This is a genomic window from Micromonospora sp. NPDC053740, from assembly GCF_040677775.1.
GTDB lineage: Bacteria > Actinomycetota > Actinomycetes > Mycobacteriales > Micromonosporaceae > Micromonospora > Micromonospora alfalfae.
Genome location: NZ_JBFASO010000012.1, coordinates 252,513 through 274,717 on the forward strand (window position 1 = coordinate 252,513; position 22,205 = coordinate 274,717).

Below are 22,205 nucleotides of genomic sequence, written 5' to 3' on the forward strand. Positions count from 1 at the left end.
CGGGTGATCCGCGCGCCCCGCCGGTCCGTACTGGATGGGGGAGCAGGGGTCGGCCGGTGGTACGCCGCCGCGAGACGATCGAGGAGCAGATGGCCCGGGCACAGCAGGACAAGAAGGCGGCGACCGTCCGGACCAGCGAGAGCAGTCGGGGGGTGCGGACCCCGTCGCGGCCGGCGAGCGCCCTGCTGATCGCGTCGGTGCTCGCCGCGCTCTGGGCGGCGGTCATGCTGACCGGTACCGGCCAGAAGGCGTACGCGTACGGCTTCTTCTTCACCGAGTTCTTCGCCGGGGTGGTGTCCCTGGTGGCGTTGAGCCTCACCGTGATGCTCGGCCTGCTCGCCACCGACCGGCTGGTGCTGCGCATCCCGCACCGGGTGCTGATGCAGTCGGCACACCGGGCCACCGGCGTGCTGGGCGTGGCCGGGCTCGGCTTCCACGTCCTCACCAAGATTGCCACCGGGCGGGCGGCGGCGACCGACGCGCTGGTGCCGTTCGTCGGCGGCCGAGGGCTCTACGTCGGGCTCGGCACTGTGGCCGCGCTGCTGATGGTCAGCGTGATCTGGACCGGCATCATCCGGGCCCGCTTCGCCGGCGTCGGTCCGAAGTGGCTGTGGCGCACGTTGCACTCCACCGCCTACGTGGCCTGGCCGTTCGCCATCGTGCACGGCCTCAACGCCGGTCGGGCCGCAGCGCCCTGGGTGATGTTCAGCTACGCCGGCTGCCTCCTGCTGGTGGTGCTGGCCCTGCTGGTCCGGTTCTCGGTCACCATCGGTCGGCGCAGCCGCGAGCAGCACCAGGCATCGGTGCGCAACGCGGTGATGGCCGGCCGGGCCGAGGAGGCGAAGACCGCCCGATCGCTGCTGGCCGGGTTGGGTCGGCGCAGCAAGGCCGCCGACAAGCGTCCCGCCTGGGCGGAAACCACCACCGCCACCTGGGCCGCGCCTGCCGCGCGACGGGACCCCGAACGGTTCACCGTCCCGGTGGTGCCCGAGCCCGGTTCGCTCGTCGAGCCGACCCGGCCCAGCCGACGTCGGCGGGAGGAGGAGCCGGCAGCCCGCCGCGACACCGAACGGTCCTCGCGCAGCCGGCGTGCCGAGGAGAGCACCACCAGCCGATCGGCCCGCCGCAGCGTGGAGGACACCGGCACCCGCCGACGCGACGAGGAGGAGTTGGAGCCGGTGACCCGGCGGCGCGGCTCCCGCACCCGCGACGAGGCAGTGCCGACCGGCCGGCGACGCGCCGACGAGCAGACCTCTGAGCGGTCCCGTCGCCGGTCCCGCAGCGAGGACGACGGCAGCCGTTACTCGGCGCCGCCGCAGCCGACCCTCGACGAGGCCGAGGAGCCGTGGGACAGTCCACGCCGGTGGCAGGCCGACGAGCCCATCTCCGCCAGCCCCATCTCCGTCGAGCCGATCTCCGCCGGCCCGATCTCCAGCAGCCCGATCTCGTCGGCGCCGCGCAGCGGCAGCGGCCGGCACAGCGCCGAGGACGACCTGCCCGAGGAGCCGGACTACTGGCGTCCGCCGGCCCGGTACGTGCCGGACGAGGTGGCGCCGCCCGTCGACGACACCCCGACCCTCGTCGACCTGGCGTCCCGCCGTGCTCGACGGGCAGCCGGCGAGGGCAAGTCCAAGCGTCGCAAGGCCAGCGCCGACGCTGTGGACGGGGCGTACTGGGCCGGGCTGCGGGGTGAGGCGAAGTGATGCGGACCGTCGTGCCACCGGTCGCCTGCGTGGGCGAGCCCCGGCTCACCGCCGGCTTCGCCGAGTACGGCCGACTCGACCTGCTCGCGCACGAGGAGGTGCACGGACCGATCGGCCCGATGGAGCCGGCGCAGCTGCTCCAGCTCGCCGAGGGCATGCAGCTCAAGGGCAAGGGCGGAGCTGGTTTCCCGTTCGCCCGCAAACTGCGCGCGGTGCTGGAGTCCTGCGAGCGGCAGGACCTCGCCGCCGTTGTGGTCGTCAACGCCACCGAGGGGGAGCCGGCCAGCTGGAAGGACAAGGTGCTGCTGACCCGCGCCCCGCACCTGATCCTGGACGGGGCGGCGCTGGCCGCGTACGCCCTGGACGCCGACGAGATCGTGATCGGAGTGGCGGACGACGGGGTCGGCCGGGACTCGCTGATGGAGGCCCTCGACGAGCGCCGGATGCCGGTGCAGACGACGATCGTCACGGTGCCGCACCGGTTCATCTCCGGTGAGGGCGGCGCACTTGTCAACGGGATCAACGGTCTGCCGCACATCCCGCCGGGCACCAAGAAACGCTCCAGCGACTCGGGGGTCAGCGGCCTGCCCACCCTGCTGTCCAACGCCGAGACGTTCGCGCAGCTCGCCATCGGTGCCCGACTGGGCCCGTACGAGTACGCGGCGCTCGGCACCGACGACGAGCCGGGGACCGTGCTGCTCACGGTGACCGGCGCGGCGGGCCGACCGGCGGTGGTCGAGTGCACAGCCGGTATGCCGCTGCGCGACGTCCTCGATCTCTGCGAGGTGCCGGACGTCCAGGGCATCCTGATGGGCGGCTACCACGGCAAGTGGATCACCCCGGAGGCGGCGGAGAAGGCCGAGGTCTCCCGCAAGGGGCTGGCCGCGGTCGGCGGCACCCTCGGCGCGGGCATCATCGTCCCGCTCGGTGTCGACACCTGCCCGCTCGGTGAAGCCGCCCAGGTGGTGCGCTACCTGGCCGGCGAGTCCGCCGGCCAGTGCGGGCCGTGCAAGATGGGCCTGCCGGACCTGGCCCGCGCGGTGGACCTGGCCGTCGCCGGCAGCCAACCGGCGGACGTGGTGCGCGCCGCCGCCGGCGAGGTGCGGGGCCGGGGCGCGTGCAGCCACCCCGACGGCACCGCCCGGTTCGCGCTCTCCGCGATCGAGGTCTTCGCCGATGACCTGCGGCTGCACAGCACCGGCGACGGCTGTGGCCGACGGGTCAAGGGCGTGATGGGGCTGCCGGGAGCACCCGACGCGAACCCGCAGAAGCTCACCCTGGACTGGTCCCGCTGCGACGGGCACGGTCTGTGCGCGCACGTCGTACCGGACTTCATCCGGCTCGACGCGAACGGATACCCCGCCTTCCCGGCCACCCCCGTGCCGACCTGGCTGCGCGAGGGCGCGCTGAAGGCGGTCAAGGTCTGCCCGGAGCTGGCTCTCCGACTCGCCAAGGCCGAATAGCGAAGCGTCAGGCCCAGCAGGGGTCCCTTCCGGACCGGAACGGAGAAGCGGATGCGGATCAGCAGGGCGTGGGCAGGGGTCGGGCGGCTTCGCGGTGCCGCCACCGTCGGGGTGCTAGTGGTGGCACTGTTCGGTGGTGCCGCCTGTACCGGGACCGCGCCGGGTGGGCCCGCCGCCGCCGGATCGGCCCCGGCCTCGACCGGCGTCGAGCCCACGCCGACCGACGCGACGACCGACGGACCACCTGCCGCCCCGGCGCAGGTCCCGGACGTGCTGCGCTTCACCGGGACCACGCTCGGTGGGGCCGTGTTCGACGCGGCACAGCTCGCCGGCAAACCGGTGGTGCTGTGGTTCTGGGCGCCGTGGTGTGCCACCTGCGCCAGCCAGGCCTGGACGGTGGCCGAGATCGAACCCCGGTACCGGGACACCGTGCCGATCATCGGCGTCGCCGGGCTGGGCGAGCGGAAGGCCATGAAGGAGTTCGTCACCGAGTTCGACCTCGGCGCAGCGCCGCAGATCGCGGACACCACTGGCGCGCTCTGGAAGCGGTTCAAGGTGACCGAGCAGAGCATCTTCGTGATCATCGACCGGAACGGCGCTGTCGTCCACCACGGCTTCCTCGACGGTGAGGCGCTCACCGCCAAGGTCGCCGCACTGGCCGGGGCGTGACCGCCACACTGCTGCTCGCGCTGACCGCCGGCATGCTCGGCGCTGTCAACCCGTGCGGCTTCGCGTTGCTGCCCGCGTACCTCTCGCTGTTGGTCGCCGGGAAGTCGGACACCCGCGGCGCGGTCGGCCGCGCGCTCACCGCGGCGGCCGGGCTGACAGTGGGGTACGTGCTGGTGTTCGGCGCGTTCGGCCTGGCGCTCGCGCCGTTGGCCGGCTGGTTGCGGCCCCGGCTGCCGTGGCTGACAGTGGCGCTCGGCGTGCTGCTGGTGGTGGCCGGCTGCTGGTTGCTCGCCGGTCGGCGGCTGCCCGCCCCCGGCTGGTCCGCGCGGGCGCCCCGGCTGACCCGGTCCTGGCCGTCGATGGCGCTCTTCGGCGCGGTGTACGCGCTGGCGTCGCTCGGCTGCGCCATCGCGCCGTTCCTGGCCATCGTGGTGACCAGCCTCCAGGCCGGCTCGACCGGTCGGGGGTTGGCGCTGTTCGGCGCGTACGCCCTCGGGATGGGTCTGGTGGTAGCTGTCGCCGCGCTCGGGGTGGCGCTGCTGCGCGACGGCCTGGTGGCCCGGCTGCGCGTCGTCGGCGCGCTGGTGCCCCGCCTCAGTGGCCTGGTGCTGCTGGTCGCCGGCGGTTACGTCGCCTGGTACGGCTGGTACGAGCTACGCCTGGCCGCCGGCCGCCGCGACGCCCTCCAGGACCCGGTCATCCGAGCAGCGTCCCAGCTACAACACACACTGGCTACCGCCCTAGACACCATCGGCCCAGCCCTGCTCGTAGCCGCCCTGGCAGCCCTGCTGCTAACAGCAACCCTGACCCACCCCCGCCGCCCCCACCCCCGCCCTCGCCCTGTTGATCATGAAGTTATTGCCACGACACGCCGAGGCGAGGGGCAATAACTTCATGATCAACGCGGGAAAGGTGGGGTGGGGTGAGGCGGGGTGGGGGTCCGGTCAGCGGGGGGTCAGGCGGTCGGTGCCCAGGCGGTCCTGGAGGACCTTGGGGATCAGGACACTGCCGTCGGCCTGCTGGTTCTGCTCAAGGATGGCCGGGAAGAGCCGGCTCGTTGCCAGCGCCGAGCCGTTGAGGGTGTGCACGAAGCGGGTCTGCTTGCCGCCCGGCTCGCGGTAACGGATGGCCGCCCGACGAGCCTGGTAGTCGCCGGCCCAGGAGACCGACGACACCTCCTTGTACTTGCCGGTGCTCGGCATCCACACCTCGATGTCGAGGGTCTTCTTCATCGAGGCGCTGGCGTCACCGGCCGAGAGCAACGTGCGCTGGTAGTGCAGACCCAGCCCCTCGACCAGGCTCTCGGCGTGGGCGAGCATCTCCTCCAGCGCCGCGTCGGCCTGCTCGGGCAGGGTGAACTGGAAGATCTCCACCTTGTTGAACTGGTGCCCCCGCACCGTGCCGCGCTCGTCCGAGTGCGAGCCGGCCGACTCCCGCCGGTAACACGGGGTGTACGCGAACGCCTTCAGCGGCAGCTTCGGGGTCTCCAGGATCTCGTCCTGGTACGCGCCGAGGATCGCCGTCTCCGACGTGGGCAGCAGGAACTGGCCACGCGGGGCGGACGCCGAGTCCAGGTGGTAGACGTCGTCGTAGAACTTGGGGAACTGCCCGGCGGCGAAGCCGGCCGAGTCCAGCAGCAGGTGCGGCGGGAGCAGGAACTCGTAACCGGCCCTGATGTGCTGGTCGACGAAGTAGTTGAGCAGTGCCCACTCCAGCCGGGCGCCGACCCCGGTGTAGATCCAGAAACCGGACCCACCGAGCTTGACCCCACGCTCGTAGTCGACCAGGCCCAACGCGCGGCTCAGCTCCACATGGTCGCGGACCTTCTCGATAACCGGCGGCTCGCCGAAGGTCTTCACCACCCGGTTGGCTTCCTTGCCGCCGGCCACGACGTCGTCGCTGGGCAGGTTGGGCAGCTCACTCATCGCGTCGCGCAGCCGGGCCTGCACCTCGTCCAGCTGGGACTCCAGCTCGGCGAGCTGCTTACGCTCCGCCTCCGGCGCGGCGGCCTGCGGCTCCTCGCCGGCCCGCTTCGCCTGCGCGTACGCCCGGGCCTCGGCCTTGCGGCGCTGCCGCTCGGCGTCGATCTCCGTGATCAGGGCGCGGCGTTCCTGGTCGAGCCGCTGGATCTCGTCCAGGGCACGGGTGACCTCGGCGGGATCCAGACGCTTCGCCAGCGCGGTCGCCACCGCCTCGCGATCCTTCCGGATCAACTCCATGTCGAGCATGCTGCTCCGTACGCCTCCGTCCGGGGTCACAGGTGAACCACCAGATGCTACCGTCGCGGGCTTTTCCTCCCGGGACGGGGAGTGCTGGCCGCCGGCTCAGAGCCGGATCGGCATGAGCACCGAGTAGGTGTCCGCGTCGTCCGGTCGGCGTACGGCCAGCGGTGCGATCGGCCCATCCAGCTCCAGCACCAGTTGCGAAGCGCCGGCCGCGTTCAGCGCGTCCAGCAGGTAACGACCGTCAACCCCGACCCGCAGCGCGTCGGTGCCCGGGTCACCGGCGGGAAGCAGCCGCAGCCCGCCCTGGTCGTCGACGCCGAGCACTGTGACCTCCCGGGTCGTGCCGTCGTGGTCGAGGGCGACTGTGGGGGCCGCAGGGTCGGCCAGCGCGGCGCGCAGCGCGGCCACGTCCACCGGGATCCGGCGCGCTGTCGGCCGCTCACCGACGGACTTGCGCAGCAGCCGGTGGTAGTCCGGGAAGTCGTACGGCAGCGCGGTGCCGGCCACAGTGCGCTCGGCCACCCGCACCCGCAGGTCCGCGCCCGCCACCGTCAGCCGTACCGGCCAGGTGTCGGCGGTGTCGAGCAGCGGCCGGAGCTGGTCGACGAGGGCCACCGGCACGAACACCCGCACCGGCGGCCCGTCGACGTCGGCCCCGGCCCGAGCCAGCGCGAGCCGGTACCGGTCGGTGGCGACGAGCCGGACGCCGTCGGCCTCCACGTCGAACAGCACGCCGGCGAGCATCGGCAACTCCCTGTCGACGCCGACGGCGAAACGCACCGCGTCGAGCGCGGCGGCCAGGGCGGCGGGGGCGACCAGGAGTGTGGTGGCGGTCGGCGGGGCCGGGTCGACCAGGGCGCGGAGCCGGTCGACCTCGCGGCGGGCGTCGCTGAGCCCGTCGGCCAGCCGGCGCAGGTGCGCGTCGAGCAGTTTGTGCACCACTGCCGGCTCGGCGCGTACCGCGGCGGCGATCTCCGGCACCGGCATGCCGATCCGACGCAGCCCGGCCACCAGCCGGGCCGGGGCGATCTGCCCCTCGGTGTACCAGCGGTAGCCGGTCACCGGGTCGACGAGGGTCGGCTCCAGCACCCCCGCCGAGTCGTAGAAGCGCAGTGCGCTGACGGTCAGGCCGCTGGCCCGGGCCAGCTCGCCGATGCTGTGCAGGTCGCTCACGCTGGGCATCCTGCCCCCTCGACCCGGTCGAGGGTCAAGCCGCGGGCTCCCGCGTCTCCTGCGTGAGCACCCGGAAGGTGAGGCCGGCCCGGACGAGCCGGTCGAGCAGCGCGTCACCCATCGCGGCGACCGGGGTGAGCTGGCCGGAGATTGACGGCAGCTCGTCGAGCGCCAGGCACAGCGCCGACTCGGCCAGCATCTTCGCCGTCTCGTCGTAGCCGGGGTCACCGCCGGCGACCTCGGTGACCACCCGCTGCCCGCCGCCGGTGCCGACGAACCGGACCCGGAACCAGGACGACGCTCGCTGCTGGGCGGTGGGCCCCTGCCCGGACGCGAGCCGGCCGAGCAGCCAACGTCGGCTGGGCGGCAGCTTCACCAGCCCGATCAGCGCGCCGAGCCCGGCCGCGCCGGCCAGCACCGTGGGCAGCCGCTTCACTGCGGCGAAGTGCCGGTAGCGGAAGTCCGGGCCGTACTCCGGGCGGGCCGCGGCCGAGCGGCGGACCACCTGCGGGTCGATGGTCGGCAGCGGCACGGTCCAGATGCCCAGCTCCGCCGAGCGGGCCAGCCGGCCGGGCACCGCCCGGACCCGCCGGTCGGTGGGGCGCGGCTCGACCGCCCGGCGGTCCCGGGCGGCCCGGCTGGCCTGCCCGGTACGGGAGAACGCGGTGAGCGCCGAGTGGTAGGTGCCGGCGGAGAACCGGCCGCCGGCGCGCACGTACCCGTCGACGGTGATCGGGACGTCGGCGGGCAGCTGCTTGACTGTGAACCAGACGCCCAGGTCGTGCGGGACGGAGTCGAAGCCGCAGGCGTGCACCAGCCGCGCGCCGGTGCGTGTCGCCTCGGCGTGGTGACGTACGTACATGAGGTCGACGAACTCCGGCTCGCCGGTGATGTCCAGGTAGTCGGTGCCGGCCCGGGCGCAGGCCGCGACCAGCGGCTCCCCGTGGTGGATGTACGGGCCGACAGTGCTGGCCACCACCCGGGCGCTCCGGGCCACCGACCGCAGGGAGTCGGCGTCGGTCACGTCGGCGGTGAGCAGCGGCAGGTCGGCCAGGCTCGGGTCGATCGCGGCGAGCCGGTCCCGTACGGCGGCGAGGCGCTGCGGGTTGCGCCCGGCCAACGCCCAGCGCAGCTCGGCAGGCGCGTGTCGGGCCAGGTATTCAGCGGTCAGGCCGCCGGTGAACCCGGTCGCTCCGAACAACACCACGTCGTACGTTCGCTCCACGGCCATCCCCGGAGTCTGCCATCCACCGCCGACGATGACGTGATCACCAGTGGGCAGTCAGGGCGTGAACACCGCCCGTACGCAACCGTCGGCCCGGTCCCGGAACAGCGCGTACCCCTCGGGGCCCTGCGCCAACGGCAGCCGGTGGGTGGCCAGGTGTTCGGTCCGCAGCTCGCCGCGGGCCATCCGGTCCAGCAGCATCGGCACGTCCCGCAGATCCGGCCGACCGGCGCCGCGCAGCGTGAGCCGCCGTTCGGTCAGCGCGCCCAGCGGGAACGCGTCGACGAACCCGTCCGTCCCGCCGAGCACCACCACCACCCCGCTCTTGCGACACGCGTGCACCGCCTCCCGCAGCGCGTCCGGCCGGTCGGCGTGCTGGCCACCGAACCGGTCGGCCCTCGACCGGGCCGGCGGCGTGCCGACCGCCACCACGCACACGTCCGGCCCGCGCCCACCGCTACGGTCGCGCAGTTCGGCCGCGACGTCGGTGCGGCGGTAGTCGAGCGGCTCGGCGTCGGAGTGCCGCTCGGCCATCCGCAACCGCTCCTCGTGCCGGTCCACCACCAGCACCCGGGCGGCGCCGCGCAGCACCGCCGCCCGGGCGGTCACCTGGCCCACAGCCCCGGCGCCCCAGATCGCCACCACATCGCCCTGGCGTACCGCACCCAACTCGGCGGCGAGCCACCCGGTCGGCGCCACGTCCGCGGCGAACACCGCCCGGACGTCGTCGACGGCGTCCGGCACCCGGAAGGCGCTCACGTCGGCGTACGGCACCCGCACGTACTCGGCGTGGCCGCCAGCGAAACCGCCCGCCGCCCGGGGCCGGCCGAAACAGCCGGCGTCGGAGCGGACCCAGTCGGGGTCGGCGCTGGGCAGGTCGGCATGGGCGTTGTCGCAGCAGGAGTGCAGGCCCCGGCGGCAGTACCAGCAGCCGCCGCAGGCCACGCTCGCGCCGACCACCACCCGATCGCCGGCGCGGTGTCGGCGGACCCCGGGGCCGGCCTCCACCACCTCGCCCAGGAACTCCGCACCGAGCACGTCGCCGGGCCGCAGCAGCGGGTGCCGGCCGGCCAGCAGCGGCAGATCACCCCCGCCGGTGGCGCTGCGCCGAACCCGGACGATGACGTCACGCTCGTTGCGCAGCTCCGGGTCGGGGACCTCGCGTACGGCCAGCTCGCCGGCTGCCACCCAACAGAGCGCTCTCACCCGTGGACCTCCGGGCGGTCCAGCGCGGACCGGTCCGCGCGGAGCACCTCACCGGCCTCCGCCCGCTGCTTGATCTGGCGCAGGGTGCGGCGGACCAGCAGACCCGGGTCGTCGCCGACCAGGTGCGCGGCCAGCCCGGTGGGCGGGGTGACGCCGGCCAGCGGCCGGGCGGCCAGCTCGGTGCCCCGGTCACCGGGCGCCAGGCGCACCCGCACCTCGACCGCCCCGTCGAGGCGGCGTAGCGGCTCCGGCCAGTGGCCCTCCGGCAGCACCTGCTCCGGCGGCCGGTCGACCGTCACCACCTCCCATCGGGCCGGCGCGGCAGCGTCGCCGTCTGCGCCGGGCCGGGCACCCCGACGGGGTACGCGCAGCAGGCGCGCCGCCCCGGCCAGCGCCGCCCCGCCGAGGGCGGGTCCCGCCCGCGCCAGCCGTCCCATCGGTACCACCCGTCCTCCCGGTTCACGTCCCCCGATCGTCTGTCGCACCCGGGTGAAGCGCGCTCGCCCGGAAGGGGTGAACCGGCCTGTGCCGGGTAACCGCTCGCCGACCGGGGGCGGAGCGTGTGGTGGGGGTGGGGCTGGGTGCCGCAACAGGATCACGTACGGGTCAAACCGGCACCGGGGCCACCACTGTTGGCGTCCCGGCTGACGCCGGCAGTGCCGCCGGAGCCGGTGGTCGCCCGGCCCCGCCTGCTGCGCCGGTTGGACGAGGGCAGCGCGGGACCGGTCACCCTGGTGGCCGCCCCCGCCGGCTGGGGCAAGACCACACTGCTCGCCTCCTGGATACGGCTGGGCGGCGCGCCACCCGACGTGCAGCCGGGCGCGACAGTGCCGGACTCCGGCGACCTGTCGGTCTCGTCGGCTGACGTCCCGGTGTCGGCGTGGATGTCGGTGGAGGCCGGCGACGACTCCGACCGGCTCTGGGCGTACCTCGCCGCGGCGCTGCGCTCGGCGACCGGGGCGACGGAGGGCGGCCCGGTGCCCGACCGACCGCCGCGCCCCGACCAGTTGGAGGCGCTGGCCGCCACGCTCGCCGACGCCGACCGGCCGGTGCTGCTGATCCTGGACGACCTGCACCGGGTCGCCGACCCGGCGGCGTTGACCGGCCTGGAGTTCCTGCTGCGGCATGCCGGGCGGCGGCTCCGTCTGGTGATCGGTGCGCGCGCCGGACTGCACCTGCCGCTGCACCGGCTGCGCCTCGCCGGCGAACTGACCGAGATCGGCCCGGACGAACTGGCGTTCACCGACGACGAGGTGGCCGACCTGCTCACCGCCCACGCCGCCGCGCTGCCGGCGACCGCCGTGCACCGGCTGCGGGAGCGCACCGGTGGCTGGCCGGCCGCGCTGCGCATCGCCGCACTGGCGGTACGCGCACAGCCCGACCCGGAGCGCTGGGTGGGGCAGTTCGGCGGCGACCAGCCGGAGATCGCCGGCTACCTGCGCGAGGAGGTGCTGGCGACGCTCGACCCGGCCGAGGAGGACCTGCTGCGCCGTACCGCAGTCGTCGACGCCGTCTGCGCCGACCTGGCCGAGGCGTTGACCGGCCGCGCCGACGCCGGGCAGGTGCTGGCCGACCTGGCCGGGACCGGCGGTCTGCTGCACCGGGAGGACACCCGGCCACCCTGGTACCGGTGCGAGTCACTCCTCGCCGACCTGCTCCGCGCCGACCTGGCCCGGTTGCCCACCGACGAGCTGCGGGAGCTGCACGTCCGGTCCGCCGACTGGTACGCGGGTGACGGCCGGCCCGCCGACGCTCTGCGGCACGCCCTGGCCGCCGGCCGCTGGGACCTGGCCGGTGACCTGTTCGTCGCGCACTGGCCGGAGCTGACCCGCTACGACCGGGGCCCGGTGCACGCCTCGGCGCCCACGCCGCCGCCTGCGGAGGTGATCCGCGCCGACCCGGAGGTGGCGTTGGCCTGCGCCGCCGAGCGCGCGTACGCCGGTGACCTGCCGGCCGCCACCGGTCACCTGCGGGCCGCCGCCGAACACGCCACCGGCCTGCCGGTGCCGCGCCGGGACCGGTTCCTGCGGTTGGTCACCGCGCTGGAGCTGACAGTGGCCCGGCTCGCCGACGACCGTGTCGAGGTCCGGGCCGCCGCCGCTCGCCTGCTGCGCACCCGCCCCGCGGAAGCCACGCCGACCCGGCTGCCGACCGGGGTGACCGGTTCCGCCCCGACGGCAGGTGGCGGCGCCGCCGCCGACGACCTGGACCTGCGGGCGTTCACGGGCACCGCGCTGGGGCTGGTCGAGTTGGCCGACGGGGCGCTGCCGACCGCCCGGTTCGTGCGGGCCCGGGCGGCCGCTCGGGAAGCCGGCCGGCCTCGTACCGAACTGGTCGCCGCGAGCCGCGCCGCGCTGCTGCTCGCCGTGCGCGGCGAGCTGCGGGCAGCCGAGCAGGCAGCCAGGGACGCGCTCGGCATGCCGCAGGGTCGGGGCTGGTCCTGTCGGCTCGACTGCGCCCACGCGTACCTGGCTCTCGCCGTTGTGGCGCTGCTGCGCGACCAGCCCGAGGAGGCCAGTGCGAACCTCGCCCTCGCCCTCCCGGGGCTGGACGTGACCGGCGGCTGGCCCGGCGACGCTGAGGCGGGCGTCGACTCGCCGGCCGCCGCCTCCGACGAACCGGTGGCGGCGGCGGTGGTCGCGCTGTGCCGGGCGCAGCTACACCGCGACTCCGGCGACCCGGCGACCGGCCAGCGGCTGCTCGTCCGGGCCCGGGAGGCGCTGGCCGACCGGCCGTCCGCCACCGAGCTGACCGGTCTGCTGCGGGCCGCCGAGGCCGACCTGCGGGCCGCGCGCGGCGACCTGGACTCCGCCCGAGACCTGCTGGCCGGTGCCACCGACGAGGGTGCCGACCCGGTGCTCGCTGTGACGTTGGCGAAGGTGCAGCTGCGGGCCGGCGACGCCGCCACCGCCGAGCGGACCCTGCCGGACTGGCAGGCGCCGGCCGCCACCGCCTGGCCGCTACCGGTACGCCTGGACGCCGGTCTGCTCGACGCGGTGCTGGCCCAGCGCGCCGGGGACGGGCGTCGGGCCGGTCGGATCCTGGAGCAGACGTTGGACCTGGCCGGCCCGCAGGGCTGCCGCCGGGTCTTCACCCGCGCCGAACCACAGGTGCGGGACCTGCTGGCCGTGCACCTGGACGCGGGCACCGCCCACTTCACGCTGGTCAGTGACCTGGTGCGGGGCGCGGGACAGGATGCCGACGGGCCGGCCGCCGGGCCGAGGGGCGTACTGGACGAGCCGCTCACCGAGCGGGAGCTGACCATCCTGCGCTACCTGCAGAGCATCCTGTCCAACGTGGAGATCGCCAGCGAGTTGTCCCTCTCGGTGAACACGGTCAAGACCCACGTCCGCAACATCTACCGCAAACTCGACGCGACCCGCCGGCGCGAGGCGGTCCGGCGGGCGCGCGAGTTGCGGCTGATCTGAGCGGGGTCAGGCGTTGGCGGCGGCGTCCGCCGCAGTCAGCAGGTCGGGCAGGTCGTACCCGCCGTCGTGCCTGATGCCGTTCACGAACAGGGTCGGGGTGCCGTTCACCCCGCTGCGGATGCCCCCCACGAAGTCCCGACGCACCCGGTCCGCGTGCGCACGGTTCTCCACCTCGGCGTTCAACTCGTCCGGCGGCAACCCGACCTGCTCGACGCCGAGCGAGAGGTGCACCGGGTCGAGCTGGTCCTGATGCTCGTAGAGCCAGTCGTGCATCTCCCAGAACCGGCCCCGGACCCCGGCGGCCTCAGCCGTCTCGGCGGCCCGTTCGGCGTAGGGGTGCACGTTGGCGATCGGGAAGTAGCGGTAGACCAGCCGTACGGTGTCGGCCCGCTGCCGCAGCAACTCGTGCAGGTTCGGGTAGGCGGCACCGCAGAACTGGCACTGGAAGTCGCCGTACTCGACGATGGTCACCGCCGCGTCGGCCGGCCCCCGGATGTGGTCGTCGGTGGTCACCGGATCTCGAAGTCGGGCGGTGACCTGCAGTGGAGTGCTCATCCGGCCATCACCTTCCGATCGGCGGCGAGTTGGTCCAGCGCGTCGAAGATGCCGTCGGCGCCGGGGTTGACGTCCGGCGGTGACAGGTAGCTCCAGGTCACCGTCCCCGCCGGGTCCAGCACCACCAGCGCGCGGGCCGCCTCACCGTTCGCCATGTACGCGCCGTAGCTGCGGGCCACCTCGCCCTTGGGCTCGAAGTCGGCCAGCAGGGGGAACTCGATGCCCCGGCTCTCCGCGAAGGCCCGGTGTGACCAGATGCTGTCCACCGACAGGCCGAGCACCACCGCCCGGTACTGGGCGAAGACGGGTGCCGCCGACTGGTAGAGCGACATCTGGTCACCGCAGACCGGACTCCAGTCGGCGGGGTAGAAGGCGAGCACGACCGGCCGGCCACGGAACTGCTCAGGCCCCAGCAGAGCCCCGTCCGGGGTGGCCGGCAGTGCGAAACCGGGCGCGGCGCGCCCCGGCTGGATCAGCCCGTTCGGATCACTCATGCCACCAGCCTGCTCCCGGGGTGGGTGAGACGGACTCACCCACCCCGGGTGGTTGCGCGCCCGCCCAGCGGGCGCCCGCCCCCGCTCAGCGCAGTCCCGGGGCGACAGCGATGTGGTTCTGCACCTCCCGGATGCCCGGCGCGGACCAGGCCACCTGCTCGACTTCGGCCCGTTCGGGCATCGAGTGCACCAAGCCGGCAAGTATCGCGGTGTCGCCGTGCACCCGGACGCTGATCCGTTCGGCCTCGGTCGCTCCGGCCCGGGCGAGGGCGTCGACGATCCGGTCAGCCACGTCGCGGGCGTCCGGCGCGGTGGCCGGTCTTACGGTGATGCCGTTGCTCACCCCGCGTACGCCGGTCAGCCGGGCGACAGCGCGTTCGGCGGCGCGGCGTTGGTACTCCCACTCGACGTCGCCGTGCAGCGTCACCCAGCCGGCCGAGACGGTGACCTGGAGCTTCTCGATGGGCACGAACGCGTCCCACTCCAGCCCGTGGCTGGCCGCGGCGGCCAGGTCGCTGTCGGCGCGCTCGGTGCCGTTGGTGAGCTGTACGGCCACGTCGTTGGCGACCGCCCGGACCGAGGCGACCCGGTGGGTGGCCCGTTCGGCGGCCCACTTCTTGGCGTAGCTGTCCACGCGGCCGGTCAGGGTGACGACGCCCTCGGCGACTGTCACGCCGATCTCGTGCGGCTGCACCCGCGGTTCCCAGGTCAGCTCGTCGAGAACGGCGGACTGGATGTCCTGGTCGGTGCGGTTGATCTCCGCGATGGCCATCTGTCCCTCCTCCGCTGTTCCGATGGCGGACCGTGTGGTGGCCGCGGCCGGAGGTCCGCCGTGCTGCGATGGTGCCGCCGCCCCGGGTGAGCTGCCCTCGCCCGGACCGGGTGACGTCGCGGCCCAACCTGGGCGGCACGGCTGGGGAACGGGGACGAACGTCGATGATGGGAGCGCTTCCAAAGCGAGCCGATTTCGGTTACGGTAATCGCGTTCCTCGATCGCGGGAGCCGTCGCGTCGGGTGGTGGAGCCAGGGCAGCTCTACCCGTCCCCGTCGTCGTGCTCGTCCCCCGGGCCACGGCGTCACCCAGGCGATCGACCCCGTCCCCCGGGGCTCCATCCCGAGAGGAACCTTAGATGCGGAGAAGTCTCGCCGGCACTGTCGTGTCCGTGCTGGCCGCCGCCACAGCCGTCGTGGTGGTCCCGTTCACCGCCGCCGGGTCGACCCCCACCCCGGCCGCGGCGGAGGCGTACACCTGGCGCAACGTCCCGGTGGGCGGTGGCGGCTTCGTACCCGGCATCGTCTTCAACCCCACCGAGAAGAACCTCATCTACGCGCGCACCGACATCGGCGGGGCGTACCGCTGGGAACAGACCAGCCAGTCCTGGACGCCGCTGCTCGACTGGGTCGGCGCCGACCGGTGGGGCTACAACGGCGTGGTCAGCATCGCCACCGACCCGGTGCAGACCAACCGGGTGTACGCCGCGGTCGGCATGTACACCAACGGCTGGGACCCGAACAACGGCGCGATCCTGCGCTCAGCCGACAAGGGCGCCACCTGGCAGGCCACCGAGCTGCCGTTCAAGAACGGCGGCAACATGCCGGGCCGGGGAATGGGGGAGCGGCTCGCCGTCGACCCCAACCGGAACAGCATCGTCTACTACGGCGCCGAGGGCGGCAACGGGCTGTGGCGCAGCACCGACCACGGCGTGACCTGGGCCCGCGTCACCGCCTTCCCCAACGTCGGCAACTACCGGGCCGACCCCAGCGACCCGAACGGCTACAACGGGCAGAACCAGGGCCTGACCTTTGTCAGTTTCGACAAGAGCACAGGCACCTCCGGCTCCACCACGCAGACCATCTACGTGGGAGTGGCGGACAAGCAGAACCCGGTCTACCGCAGCACCGACGGCGGCGTCACCTGGGCACGCATCCCCGGTCAGCCCACCGGCTACCTGGCCCACAAGGGGGTCGTCGACCCGGTCGGTGGCCACCTCTACATCGCCACCAGCGACACCGGCGGCCCGTACGACGGCGGCAAGGGCGACGTCTGGAAGTTCACCCGGTCGACCGGGGCCTGGACGCGGATCAGCCCGGTGCCCTCCACCAGCGCCGACGCCTACTTCGGCTACAGCGGGCTGACCATCGACAGGCAACGCCCGAACACCCTGCTGGTGGCCACTCAGGTCTCCTGGTGGCCGGACGCGATCTTCTTCCGCAGCACCGACGGCGGGGCGACCTGGACGCGGATCTGGGAGTTCAGCAACTACCCGGAGAGGTCCCGCCGCTACACCATGGACGTCAGCTCGGTGCCCTGGTTGACCTTCGGTGTCAACCCGGCACCCCCGGAGGACTCGCCAAAGCTCGGCTGGATGAACGAGTCGGTGGAGATCGACCCGCACGACTCCAACCGCATGATGTACGGCACCGGCGCCACCATCTACGGCACCACCGACCTGACCCGGTGGGACACCGGCGGCCAGTTCACCCTTCGACCCATGGTCAGAGGGCTGGAGGAAACGGCAGTCCTCGACCTGATCAGCCCGCCCAGCGGCGCACCCCTGATCAGCGCGCTCGGCGACGTCGGCGGCTTCCGACACACCGACCTGGACACGATTCCGTCGATGCTGTTCACCCAGCCGGTGTTCACGTCCACCAACAGCCTCGATTACGCCGAGAGCAAGCCCGCGGTGCTGGTGCGCGCCGGCAACTTCACCGACGCCGACCGGCCCAACGACAGTCACGTCGCCTTCTCCACCGACGGCGGCGCCACCTGGTTCCAGGGCACCGAACCGTCCGGGGTCAACCTCGGTGGCACGGTGGCCGCCGCGGCCGACGGCAGCCGCTTCGTCTGGGCACCCGGTGACGCGGGCCAACGCGTCGTCCACTCGGTCGGTTTCGGCAACTCCTGGGCAGCGTCAACCGGCATCCCGGCGAACGCCACAGTCGAATCCGACCGGGTCGACTCCACCCGGTTCTACGGCTTCAGCGGCGGGCGTTTCTACCTGAGCACCGACGGCGGGGCCAGCTTCACCCCGACCGCGGCGACCGGGCTGCCCAGCACCGACGTCCGTTTCAAGGCCCTGCCGGGCCGGGCCGGCGAGTTGTGGCTGGCCGGGCCGGGTGGCCTGTGGCGCTCCACAAACGCCGGCACCAGCTTCACCAGGCTGGACGGCGTCAGCGCCTCCGGCAACGTCGGTTTCGGCAAGGCGGCACCCGGGCGGACCAACCCCGCCGTGTTCCTCTACGGCACAGTGAACGGTCAACCGGGCGTGCACCGCTCCGACGACACCGGCGCGACCTGGGTACGCGTCAACGACGACCGCCACCAGTACGGCAATCCGACCGAGGCGCTGACCGGAGACCCGCGTGTCTACGGTCGGGTCTACCTCGGCACCAACGGTCGCGGCATCCTGGTCGCCGACCGCAGCGGCGGCGAGCCCCCGACCACGCCACCTCCGACGACCCCACCCCCGACCACGCCACCGCCGACCACGCCACCTCCGACGACGCCGCCCCCGACGACGCCGCCCCCGACGACGCCGCCGCCGTCCGCCGGTTGCGCGGCGACCTACCGGGTGACCGGCTCCTGGTCCGGCGGTTTCCAGGCCGAGTTGGTGGTCCGCAACGCTGGAAGCGCCCCCATCGCCGGTTGGACCCTGAGCTGGACCTTTACCGACGGCCAGCGGATCGACCAGCTCTGGGGCGGCACCCACACCCAGACCGGGGCCGCCGTGTCGGTCCGGGACACGGGCTGGAACGGCGCGCTCGCCGCCGGGGCCAGCACCACCGCCGGCTTCCTCGGCTCGTGGGCCGGTAGCAATGCGCCCCCGGCCGCCATCACCTGCACGAGCCGCTGAGCGGGCGATCCGGGGCGGGACCCCGGATCACCACGAAACACCGGTCCGCCGGGCCGCCTGAGGGGTCCGGCACCCGGCGGACCGGTCCACCCCGACACCACGCCGGGCCCCGCTCGACCTGAGTCGATCGGGGCCCGTGGTGGCGCTGTCGTTCAGACGGCGGGGGAGTTCGGGCGGTCGACGTCGACGAACTCCACGTCGTCGACGGCACTGTCGTCCCGGCTGCCGGCGGCCCGTGCGGCGGAGCCGACGGCCCAGCCGACCGCCGCACCGACGAGCGCGGCGCCGATCAGGAGCGTCCAGGGCAGTGCCGGCTGACGGCCGGCGAGCGCGTCGAAGGCCAGCGAGGCGCGGCGTCGCGCCTCCTCGGCGGCGGATCCCACCAGGTCACCAGCCCCGTCGGCGAGATCGCTGCTGTTCTGGCGGGCCGAGCGGGCGGTGTCCCGCACACTGTCTCCGGCGTAGCTGACGGCTGAGAGCAGGTGCTCCCAGGCCTGGTCCGCGATCCGCTCCGGCTTGCTGCGGCGGTCCAGCAGGTTGGTTCCGAACATCGTGGTTACCTCCTCGGGTGCCGAAGCCGCCGGCCACTTCGGACTTCGGCGTCTTTCCAGCGCGTCACGGTGTCGCCTATCCCGCAGTGCCCCGCGTCAGCCGGACGCAAACCCCGACCTCCGCGGCGCACCGGTAGCCCGGTGCGCCACCGAATCAGCGCACCGCTGACACGGCGACACCTCTGGCGAAGTCGTCGTCATCGTCGTCATCGTCGTCTCCGCCACCGAAACCGCAGGCCAGGACGAGGGCGAGCAGAACACCGACGCCGGCCAGCCCGGCAAGTCGCTTGATCATCGAAGATCCTCTCCGTCGTGGTGGTGTCCCGGCCGATGCTAGGGCGCGTCGGCAACCGGGGGCGCGGGTCGCGCCGGCCGGGGGTGGGCGACACGCCGACGGCACACGGGGCAGGCGTACGTCATGGGCCGGTTGTCGGGCGCGCCGGGCCCGGACCGCTACCCTGGTTCGGCGGCGGGCCGGTCACGACCGATCGTCGATGGTCAGATAACGAAAAGTCTTGAGTAATCAGATGCTGAAAAGTACGGATATGGGTGCCTTTGTGGGCCCGGATCCGCGAATTGCTCATCCCGAGGGGTGGCGACCGAGGCCGTCGGAGGAATACTCTCGGTCGCGGCCCGCGTACTGATGAGGCGCCCGGGGGACGGGCGGGTGGAGGTGCTCGCGTGAGCCTGTCGATCGTGAAGTCGGTCCTGTCCGGTGGTGTCGTGGAGATCGCCCCACGGGGTGAGATCGACGTCGACACAGCGTACGAGGTGCGCGAAGCGATCGCTGAGGTGCTGGCCAAGGGCCGCCCTCTGCGCATCGAACTCAACATGAGGTTGGTCACCTTCATCGACTCGGTCGGCATCAGCGCCATGGTCGCCGGCTTCCAGACAGCCGAGGTCAGCGACGTCAAGCTGGTGGTCACCGAGCCGAGTCGGTTCGTGCACCGACAGCTCTGGGTGACCGGCCTGCTCGGTCTCTTCGGCGCCCCGGAGCCCTACTTCGCCGGTGCCGCCACCCCCGAGGTGCTGCCCGGCGCCTGAGCGCGCCGGGCGCCCCCGTCAGGGCTGCTCGTCCAGGCCGGTCAGGTCGATGTCGGTCGCCTCGCTGACCGCTCGGATGGCCGTCACCGACGCGTACCCGGCGGCCAGCAGCGCCACGTCCGTGCCCGGCTGTGCGGCCTGCCCTGGCTCCTCCAGCGAGGTACGGACGAACCCGTGGCCGGATTCGGCCACAGTCATCTGCACCTGACCGAAGCTGGCCAGGGTGCCGCGCCGCACCCCGCGCAGTTGCCCGTGCGGCAGGTCCGGAGTGTTCACGTTGAGCACGCTCTCCATGGGCGCGGAGGTCAAGCGGGGGAGCAGGTCCAGGGCGACCCGCGCGGCGGTGCCCCAGTGCCGCTCGGCGTCGCGTACCCGGGCGGCGGCGTCCACGGCGGCGCCACCGCTCGCGGCCGTCGCCTCGCCGGCGGAGAGCACGTCCAGGGAGACCGCCATCGCCCGGCAGCCGTTGGTGGCGGCGGTGAACGCGGCGCCAACGGTCCCGGAGTGCAGCACAGCCCGGCCGGCGTTGGCGCCCCGGTTGACGCCGGAGAGCACCACCGACGGCGGTGGGCCGAACGCCCCGTGCAGGGCGATCAGCGTGATGAACCCCGGGGACCCGGCGACCCCGTACGCCGGCACACCCGCCAGGTCCGGCAGCGGGTGGTCGGTCACGACGACCCGCCCGTCGCGCTCCATGGCGCTCATCGCGGCGCTGGTGCCGCTCGCCTCCTCCATCGGCGCGGCCACCACGACGTCCAGGCCCCGCTGCTGGGCAGCCCAGGCGAGCGCCTGGATCCCCGGCGCGGCGATCCCGTCGTCGTTGGTGATCAACACCCGCACCGTCATCGCTCAACCACCCGGCCGGCCAACTCGTCAGGGGTGGTCCGCTCCTGTTGCCGGCTGTCCGCCGGCACCAGCCGGACCCGGTCCACCAGGCCGGTGATCGAGTCCAGCCGCCCGGTGCCCAGGCCGTGCCGGGTCACGTTCAGCGCGCCAGCGGCGGCGCCGGTGCGGATGGCGGTCCGAATGTCCCCGTCCCTGGCCACGACGGCCGCCACCCCGGCCGTCATCGAATCGCCCGCGCCGCGTGGGTCGGCGGCCTCCAGCCGGGGCATCTCGACCTGGAACAGCTCCCCGTCGATGAGCGCCAACGCCGGCTGGTCGGCGCGGCTCACCACCACCGTCTCAGCGCCGCCCGCGTGCAACTCGTACATGGCCCGGGTCAGCTCCTCGGTGTCGTCGCTGCGGGCGCGGCCGTCGCGGATCAACTCCTCGTGACTCACCTTGAGGAAGAACACCCCGCTCTCCAGCACCGAACCGAGGTGGTCGCCGGAGAGGTCGACCACCACCCGCCCGCCGTTCGCGCCGAGGTCGGCGGCGAAGCGCCGGTACAGGTCGGCCGGTACGAGCCATGGTTCGTTCGGCCCACTGAGGATGCTCACCGAGGCCCGCAGGCCCTCGCCGAGGGCGAGGTTGTACAGCTCGTCGATCTCGTGCCGACTCAGCGGCTGCCCGGGCACGTCGGCGATCTCCTGCCGGGAGCCCTCGCGCCGATCGTGCACGTACCCGCCGCTGCCGGAGTCACGGACCACCACCTTGAGGTCGACGCCCTCGCTGACCAGCAGCGGCTCCAGCACCTGGCCGATCTCACCGCCGAGGGCGGCGCAGAGCACCACGTCGACACCGAGGGAGATCACCATCCGGGCCTGCCAGACGCCCTGCCCGCCAGGGTGCAGGTGCAGCTCGGGGTGGTCGTTGGGCTGGTCCACGGTCACCGTCAGCTGCGGGGTGGGCGCGAAGACCATCACGTGCCCACTCATCGGTCGTCGCCGTTCATGCTGGCCGCCCTCCGGCACTTTCGGAAGATTTCGCACTAACCGACCTTAATGGCGCAGGTGGTGGGAGGTCGTCGCATCGGCCCGGTCCGGCGCGGCGCTGAAAGCCCGGGGCGTTGCCAGCCAGACATCGGTACGGGACGATCGGGCGACAACCGACGGCGGGAGACGGTGTGCTCAGCAGCGATACCTTCAGCTACACCGTCCAGGCCCGGTGCTCACCCGCCGAGGCGGCAGCGTTGCTCAGCGACCTGACCCGGCAGGGCGAGCTGCATCCGCTGATCGTCCGGGTTCGCCGGGTGCCAACCCGGCCCGGCGCCCAGGCCAGCTACACGATCAACGATCGGTTGGCGGCCGGTCCGCTGCGCTTCCGGACCACCTACCACGCGGACGTGCTGATCAGCGACGCCGACGAGATCGTCATGGTGGCCCGCCAGTGGCCGGCCACCACGGTGCGAAACCACACCCGACTACGCGCCGAGCCGGACGGGCTGGTCCGCATCGACGTCGAGATCACCCTGACCGCGCCGACGCCACTGTTCCGGTACGCGTTCCGCCAGGCCCAGGCCGCTCACCTCGCCCTCGCCACCCGGCTGGGCGCCGCCCTCGACAACACCAGCAACCCCCCAGACCCGACCTGACCTGACCTGACCCCCCCCGCCCCCCCCCCCCCCCCCCCCCCCCCCCCCCCCGCCCCCCCGCCCCCCCCCCCCCCCCCCCCCCCCCAAAAAAAAAAAAAGGTTTTTTATTAATAGGCAAAACCCACACGTAGGGGTAATA

General features: G+C 73.5%; 20 protein-coding genes. 8 read left to right on the top strand and 12 right to left on the bottom strand.

What is annotated here, in order from left to right:
- Window positions 1-56 precede the first annotated feature (56 nt).
- From AB0K35_RS28765 to AB0K35_RS28780, 4 genes are read left to right on the top strand one after another with little or no spacing between them, the layout of a single operon-like run.
- A complete protein-coding gene (locus AB0K35_RS28765; protein ID WP_363889320.1) occupies window positions 57-1,703 on the top strand; it encodes a ferric reductase-like transmembrane domain-containing protein in 1,647 nt (548 codons plus the stop codon).
- Entirely contained in the window at window positions 1,703-3,166 is a 1,464-nt protein-coding gene (locus AB0K35_RS28770; protein WP_363889323.1) for an NADH-ubiquinone oxidoreductase-F iron-sulfur binding region domain-containing protein, read from the top strand. Before AB0K35_RS28765 ends, AB0K35_RS28770 begins: the two co-directional genes overlap by 1 nt.
- Window positions 3,167-3,217: 51 nt before the next feature.
- The gene (locus AB0K35_RS28775; protein ID WP_363889325.1) at window positions 3,218-3,835 is read left to right on the top strand and encodes a redoxin family protein; all 618 of its coding nucleotides are present in this window, start codon (window positions 3,218-3,220) and stop codon (window positions 3,833-3,835) included.
- Window positions 3,832-4,725 (top strand): cytochrome c biogenesis protein CcdA, encoded by an 894-nt coding sequence (locus AB0K35_RS28780; protein WP_363889328.1) that lies wholly within the window; start codon window positions 3,832-3,834, stop codon window positions 4,723-4,725. Before AB0K35_RS28775 ends, AB0K35_RS28780 begins: the two co-directional genes overlap by 4 nt.
- Window positions 4,726-4,779: 54 nt before the next feature.
- Here AB0K35_RS28780 and serS read toward each other — a convergent pair whose 3' ends face one another.
- The 5 genes from serS to AB0K35_RS28805 form a co-directional block, all read right to left on the bottom strand.
- Entirely contained in the window at window positions 4,780-6,063 is a 1,284-nt protein-coding gene (gene serS, locus AB0K35_RS28785; RefSeq protein ID WP_238670406.1) for a serine--tRNA ligase, read from the bottom strand.
- A gap of 96 nt (window positions 6,064-6,159) precedes the next feature.
- A complete protein-coding gene (locus AB0K35_RS28790) occupies window positions 6,160-7,242 on the bottom strand; it encodes a MerR family transcriptional regulator (RefSeq protein WP_363889331.1) in 1,083 nt (360 codons plus the stop codon).
- Between the two features lie 25 nt (window positions 7,243-7,267).
- Window positions 7,268-8,464, bottom strand: a complete 1,197-nt coding sequence (locus tag AB0K35_RS28795) for a saccharopine dehydrogenase NADP-binding domain-containing protein (protein ID WP_238670088.1) — start codon at window positions 8,462-8,464, stop codon at window positions 7,268-7,270.
- Between the two features lie 51 nt (window positions 8,465-8,515).
- A complete protein-coding gene (locus AB0K35_RS28800) occupies window positions 8,516-9,664 on the bottom strand; it encodes an alcohol dehydrogenase catalytic domain-containing protein (protein WP_363889334.1) in 1,149 nt (382 codons plus the stop codon).
- Window positions 9,661-10,101: a hypothetical protein gene (locus AB0K35_RS28805; protein WP_363889337.1), complete on the bottom strand. Its 441-nt coding sequence runs from the start codon at window positions 10,099-10,101 to the stop codon at window positions 9,661-9,663. Before AB0K35_RS28805 ends, AB0K35_RS28800 begins: the two co-directional genes overlap by 4 nt.
- 144 nt (window positions 10,102-10,245) lie before the next feature.
- Between AB0K35_RS28805 and AB0K35_RS28810 the strand changes: the two genes are divergently transcribed.
- Window positions 10,246-13,092 (top strand): LuxR C-terminal-related transcriptional regulator, encoded by a 2,847-nt coding sequence (locus AB0K35_RS28810; RefSeq protein ID WP_363889340.1) that lies wholly within the window; start codon window positions 10,246-10,248, stop codon window positions 13,090-13,092.
- 6 nt (window positions 13,093-13,098) lie between these two features.
- On the opposite strand, the gene AB0K35_RS28815 is transcribed toward AB0K35_RS28810, so the two are convergent.
- From AB0K35_RS28815 to AB0K35_RS28825, 3 genes are all read right to left on the bottom strand, one after another.
- Window positions 13,099-13,647 (bottom strand): DsbA family protein, encoded by a 549-nt coding sequence (locus AB0K35_RS28815; RefSeq protein WP_091409221.1) that lies wholly within the window; start codon window positions 13,645-13,647, stop codon window positions 13,099-13,101.
- Window positions 13,644-14,141: a redoxin domain-containing protein gene (locus AB0K35_RS28820; protein ID WP_238670084.1), complete on the bottom strand. Its 498-nt coding sequence runs from the start codon at window positions 14,139-14,141 to the stop codon at window positions 13,644-13,646. Before AB0K35_RS28820 ends, AB0K35_RS28815 begins: the two co-directional genes overlap by 4 nt.
- Before the next feature lie 85 nt (window positions 14,142-14,226).
- Window positions 14,227-14,913 (bottom strand): BON domain-containing protein, encoded by a 687-nt coding sequence (locus AB0K35_RS28825; protein ID WP_363889343.1) that lies wholly within the window; start codon window positions 14,911-14,913, stop codon window positions 14,227-14,229.
- 358 nt (window positions 14,914-15,271) lie between these two features.
- Between AB0K35_RS28825 and AB0K35_RS28830 the strand changes: the two genes are divergently transcribed.
- A complete protein-coding gene (locus AB0K35_RS28830) occupies window positions 15,272-17,995 on the top strand; it encodes a cellulose binding domain-containing protein (RefSeq protein WP_363889346.1) in 2,724 nt (907 codons plus the stop codon).
- 152 nt (window positions 17,996-18,147) lie between these two features.
- On the opposite strand, the gene AB0K35_RS28835 is transcribed toward AB0K35_RS28830, so the two are convergent.
- A complete protein-coding gene (locus AB0K35_RS28835; RefSeq protein WP_238670081.1) occupies window positions 18,148-18,546 on the bottom strand; it encodes a hypothetical protein in 399 nt (132 codons plus the stop codon).
- Between the two features lie 154 nt (window positions 18,547-18,700).
- Complete coding sequence (locus tag AB0K35_RS28840; protein ID WP_238670080.1) at window positions 18,701-18,841, bottom strand: hypothetical protein; 141 nt, start codon at window positions 18,839-18,841, stop codon at window positions 18,701-18,703.
- Between the two features lie 386 nt (window positions 18,842-19,227).
- On the opposite strand from AB0K35_RS28840, the gene AB0K35_RS28845 reads away from it, so the two are divergent.
- Window positions 19,228-19,590, top strand: a complete 363-nt coding sequence (locus AB0K35_RS28845; RefSeq protein ID WP_030330302.1) for an STAS domain-containing protein — start codon at window positions 19,228-19,230, stop codon at window positions 19,588-19,590.
- Between the two features lie 18 nt (window positions 19,591-19,608).
- Here the strand turns inward: AB0K35_RS28845 and AB0K35_RS28850 are convergent, their stop codons facing one another.
- Window positions 19,609-20,436: a 5'/3'-nucleotidase SurE gene (locus AB0K35_RS28850; protein WP_363889350.1), complete on the bottom strand. Its 828-nt coding sequence runs from the start codon at window positions 20,434-20,436 to the stop codon at window positions 19,609-19,611.
- Entirely contained in the window at window positions 20,433-21,410 is a 978-nt protein-coding gene (locus tag AB0K35_RS28855) for a PfkB family carbohydrate kinase (RefSeq protein WP_363889352.1), read from the bottom strand. Before AB0K35_RS28855 ends, AB0K35_RS28850 begins: the two co-directional genes overlap by 4 nt.
- Before the next feature lie 188 nt (window positions 21,411-21,598).
- Between AB0K35_RS28855 and AB0K35_RS28860 the strand changes: the two genes are divergently transcribed.
- Window positions 21,599-22,066, top strand: a complete 468-nt coding sequence (locus tag AB0K35_RS28860) for an SRPBCC family protein (protein ID WP_363889355.1) — start codon at window positions 21,599-21,601, stop codon at window positions 22,064-22,066.
- Window positions 22,067-22,205: the final 139 nt, after the last annotated feature.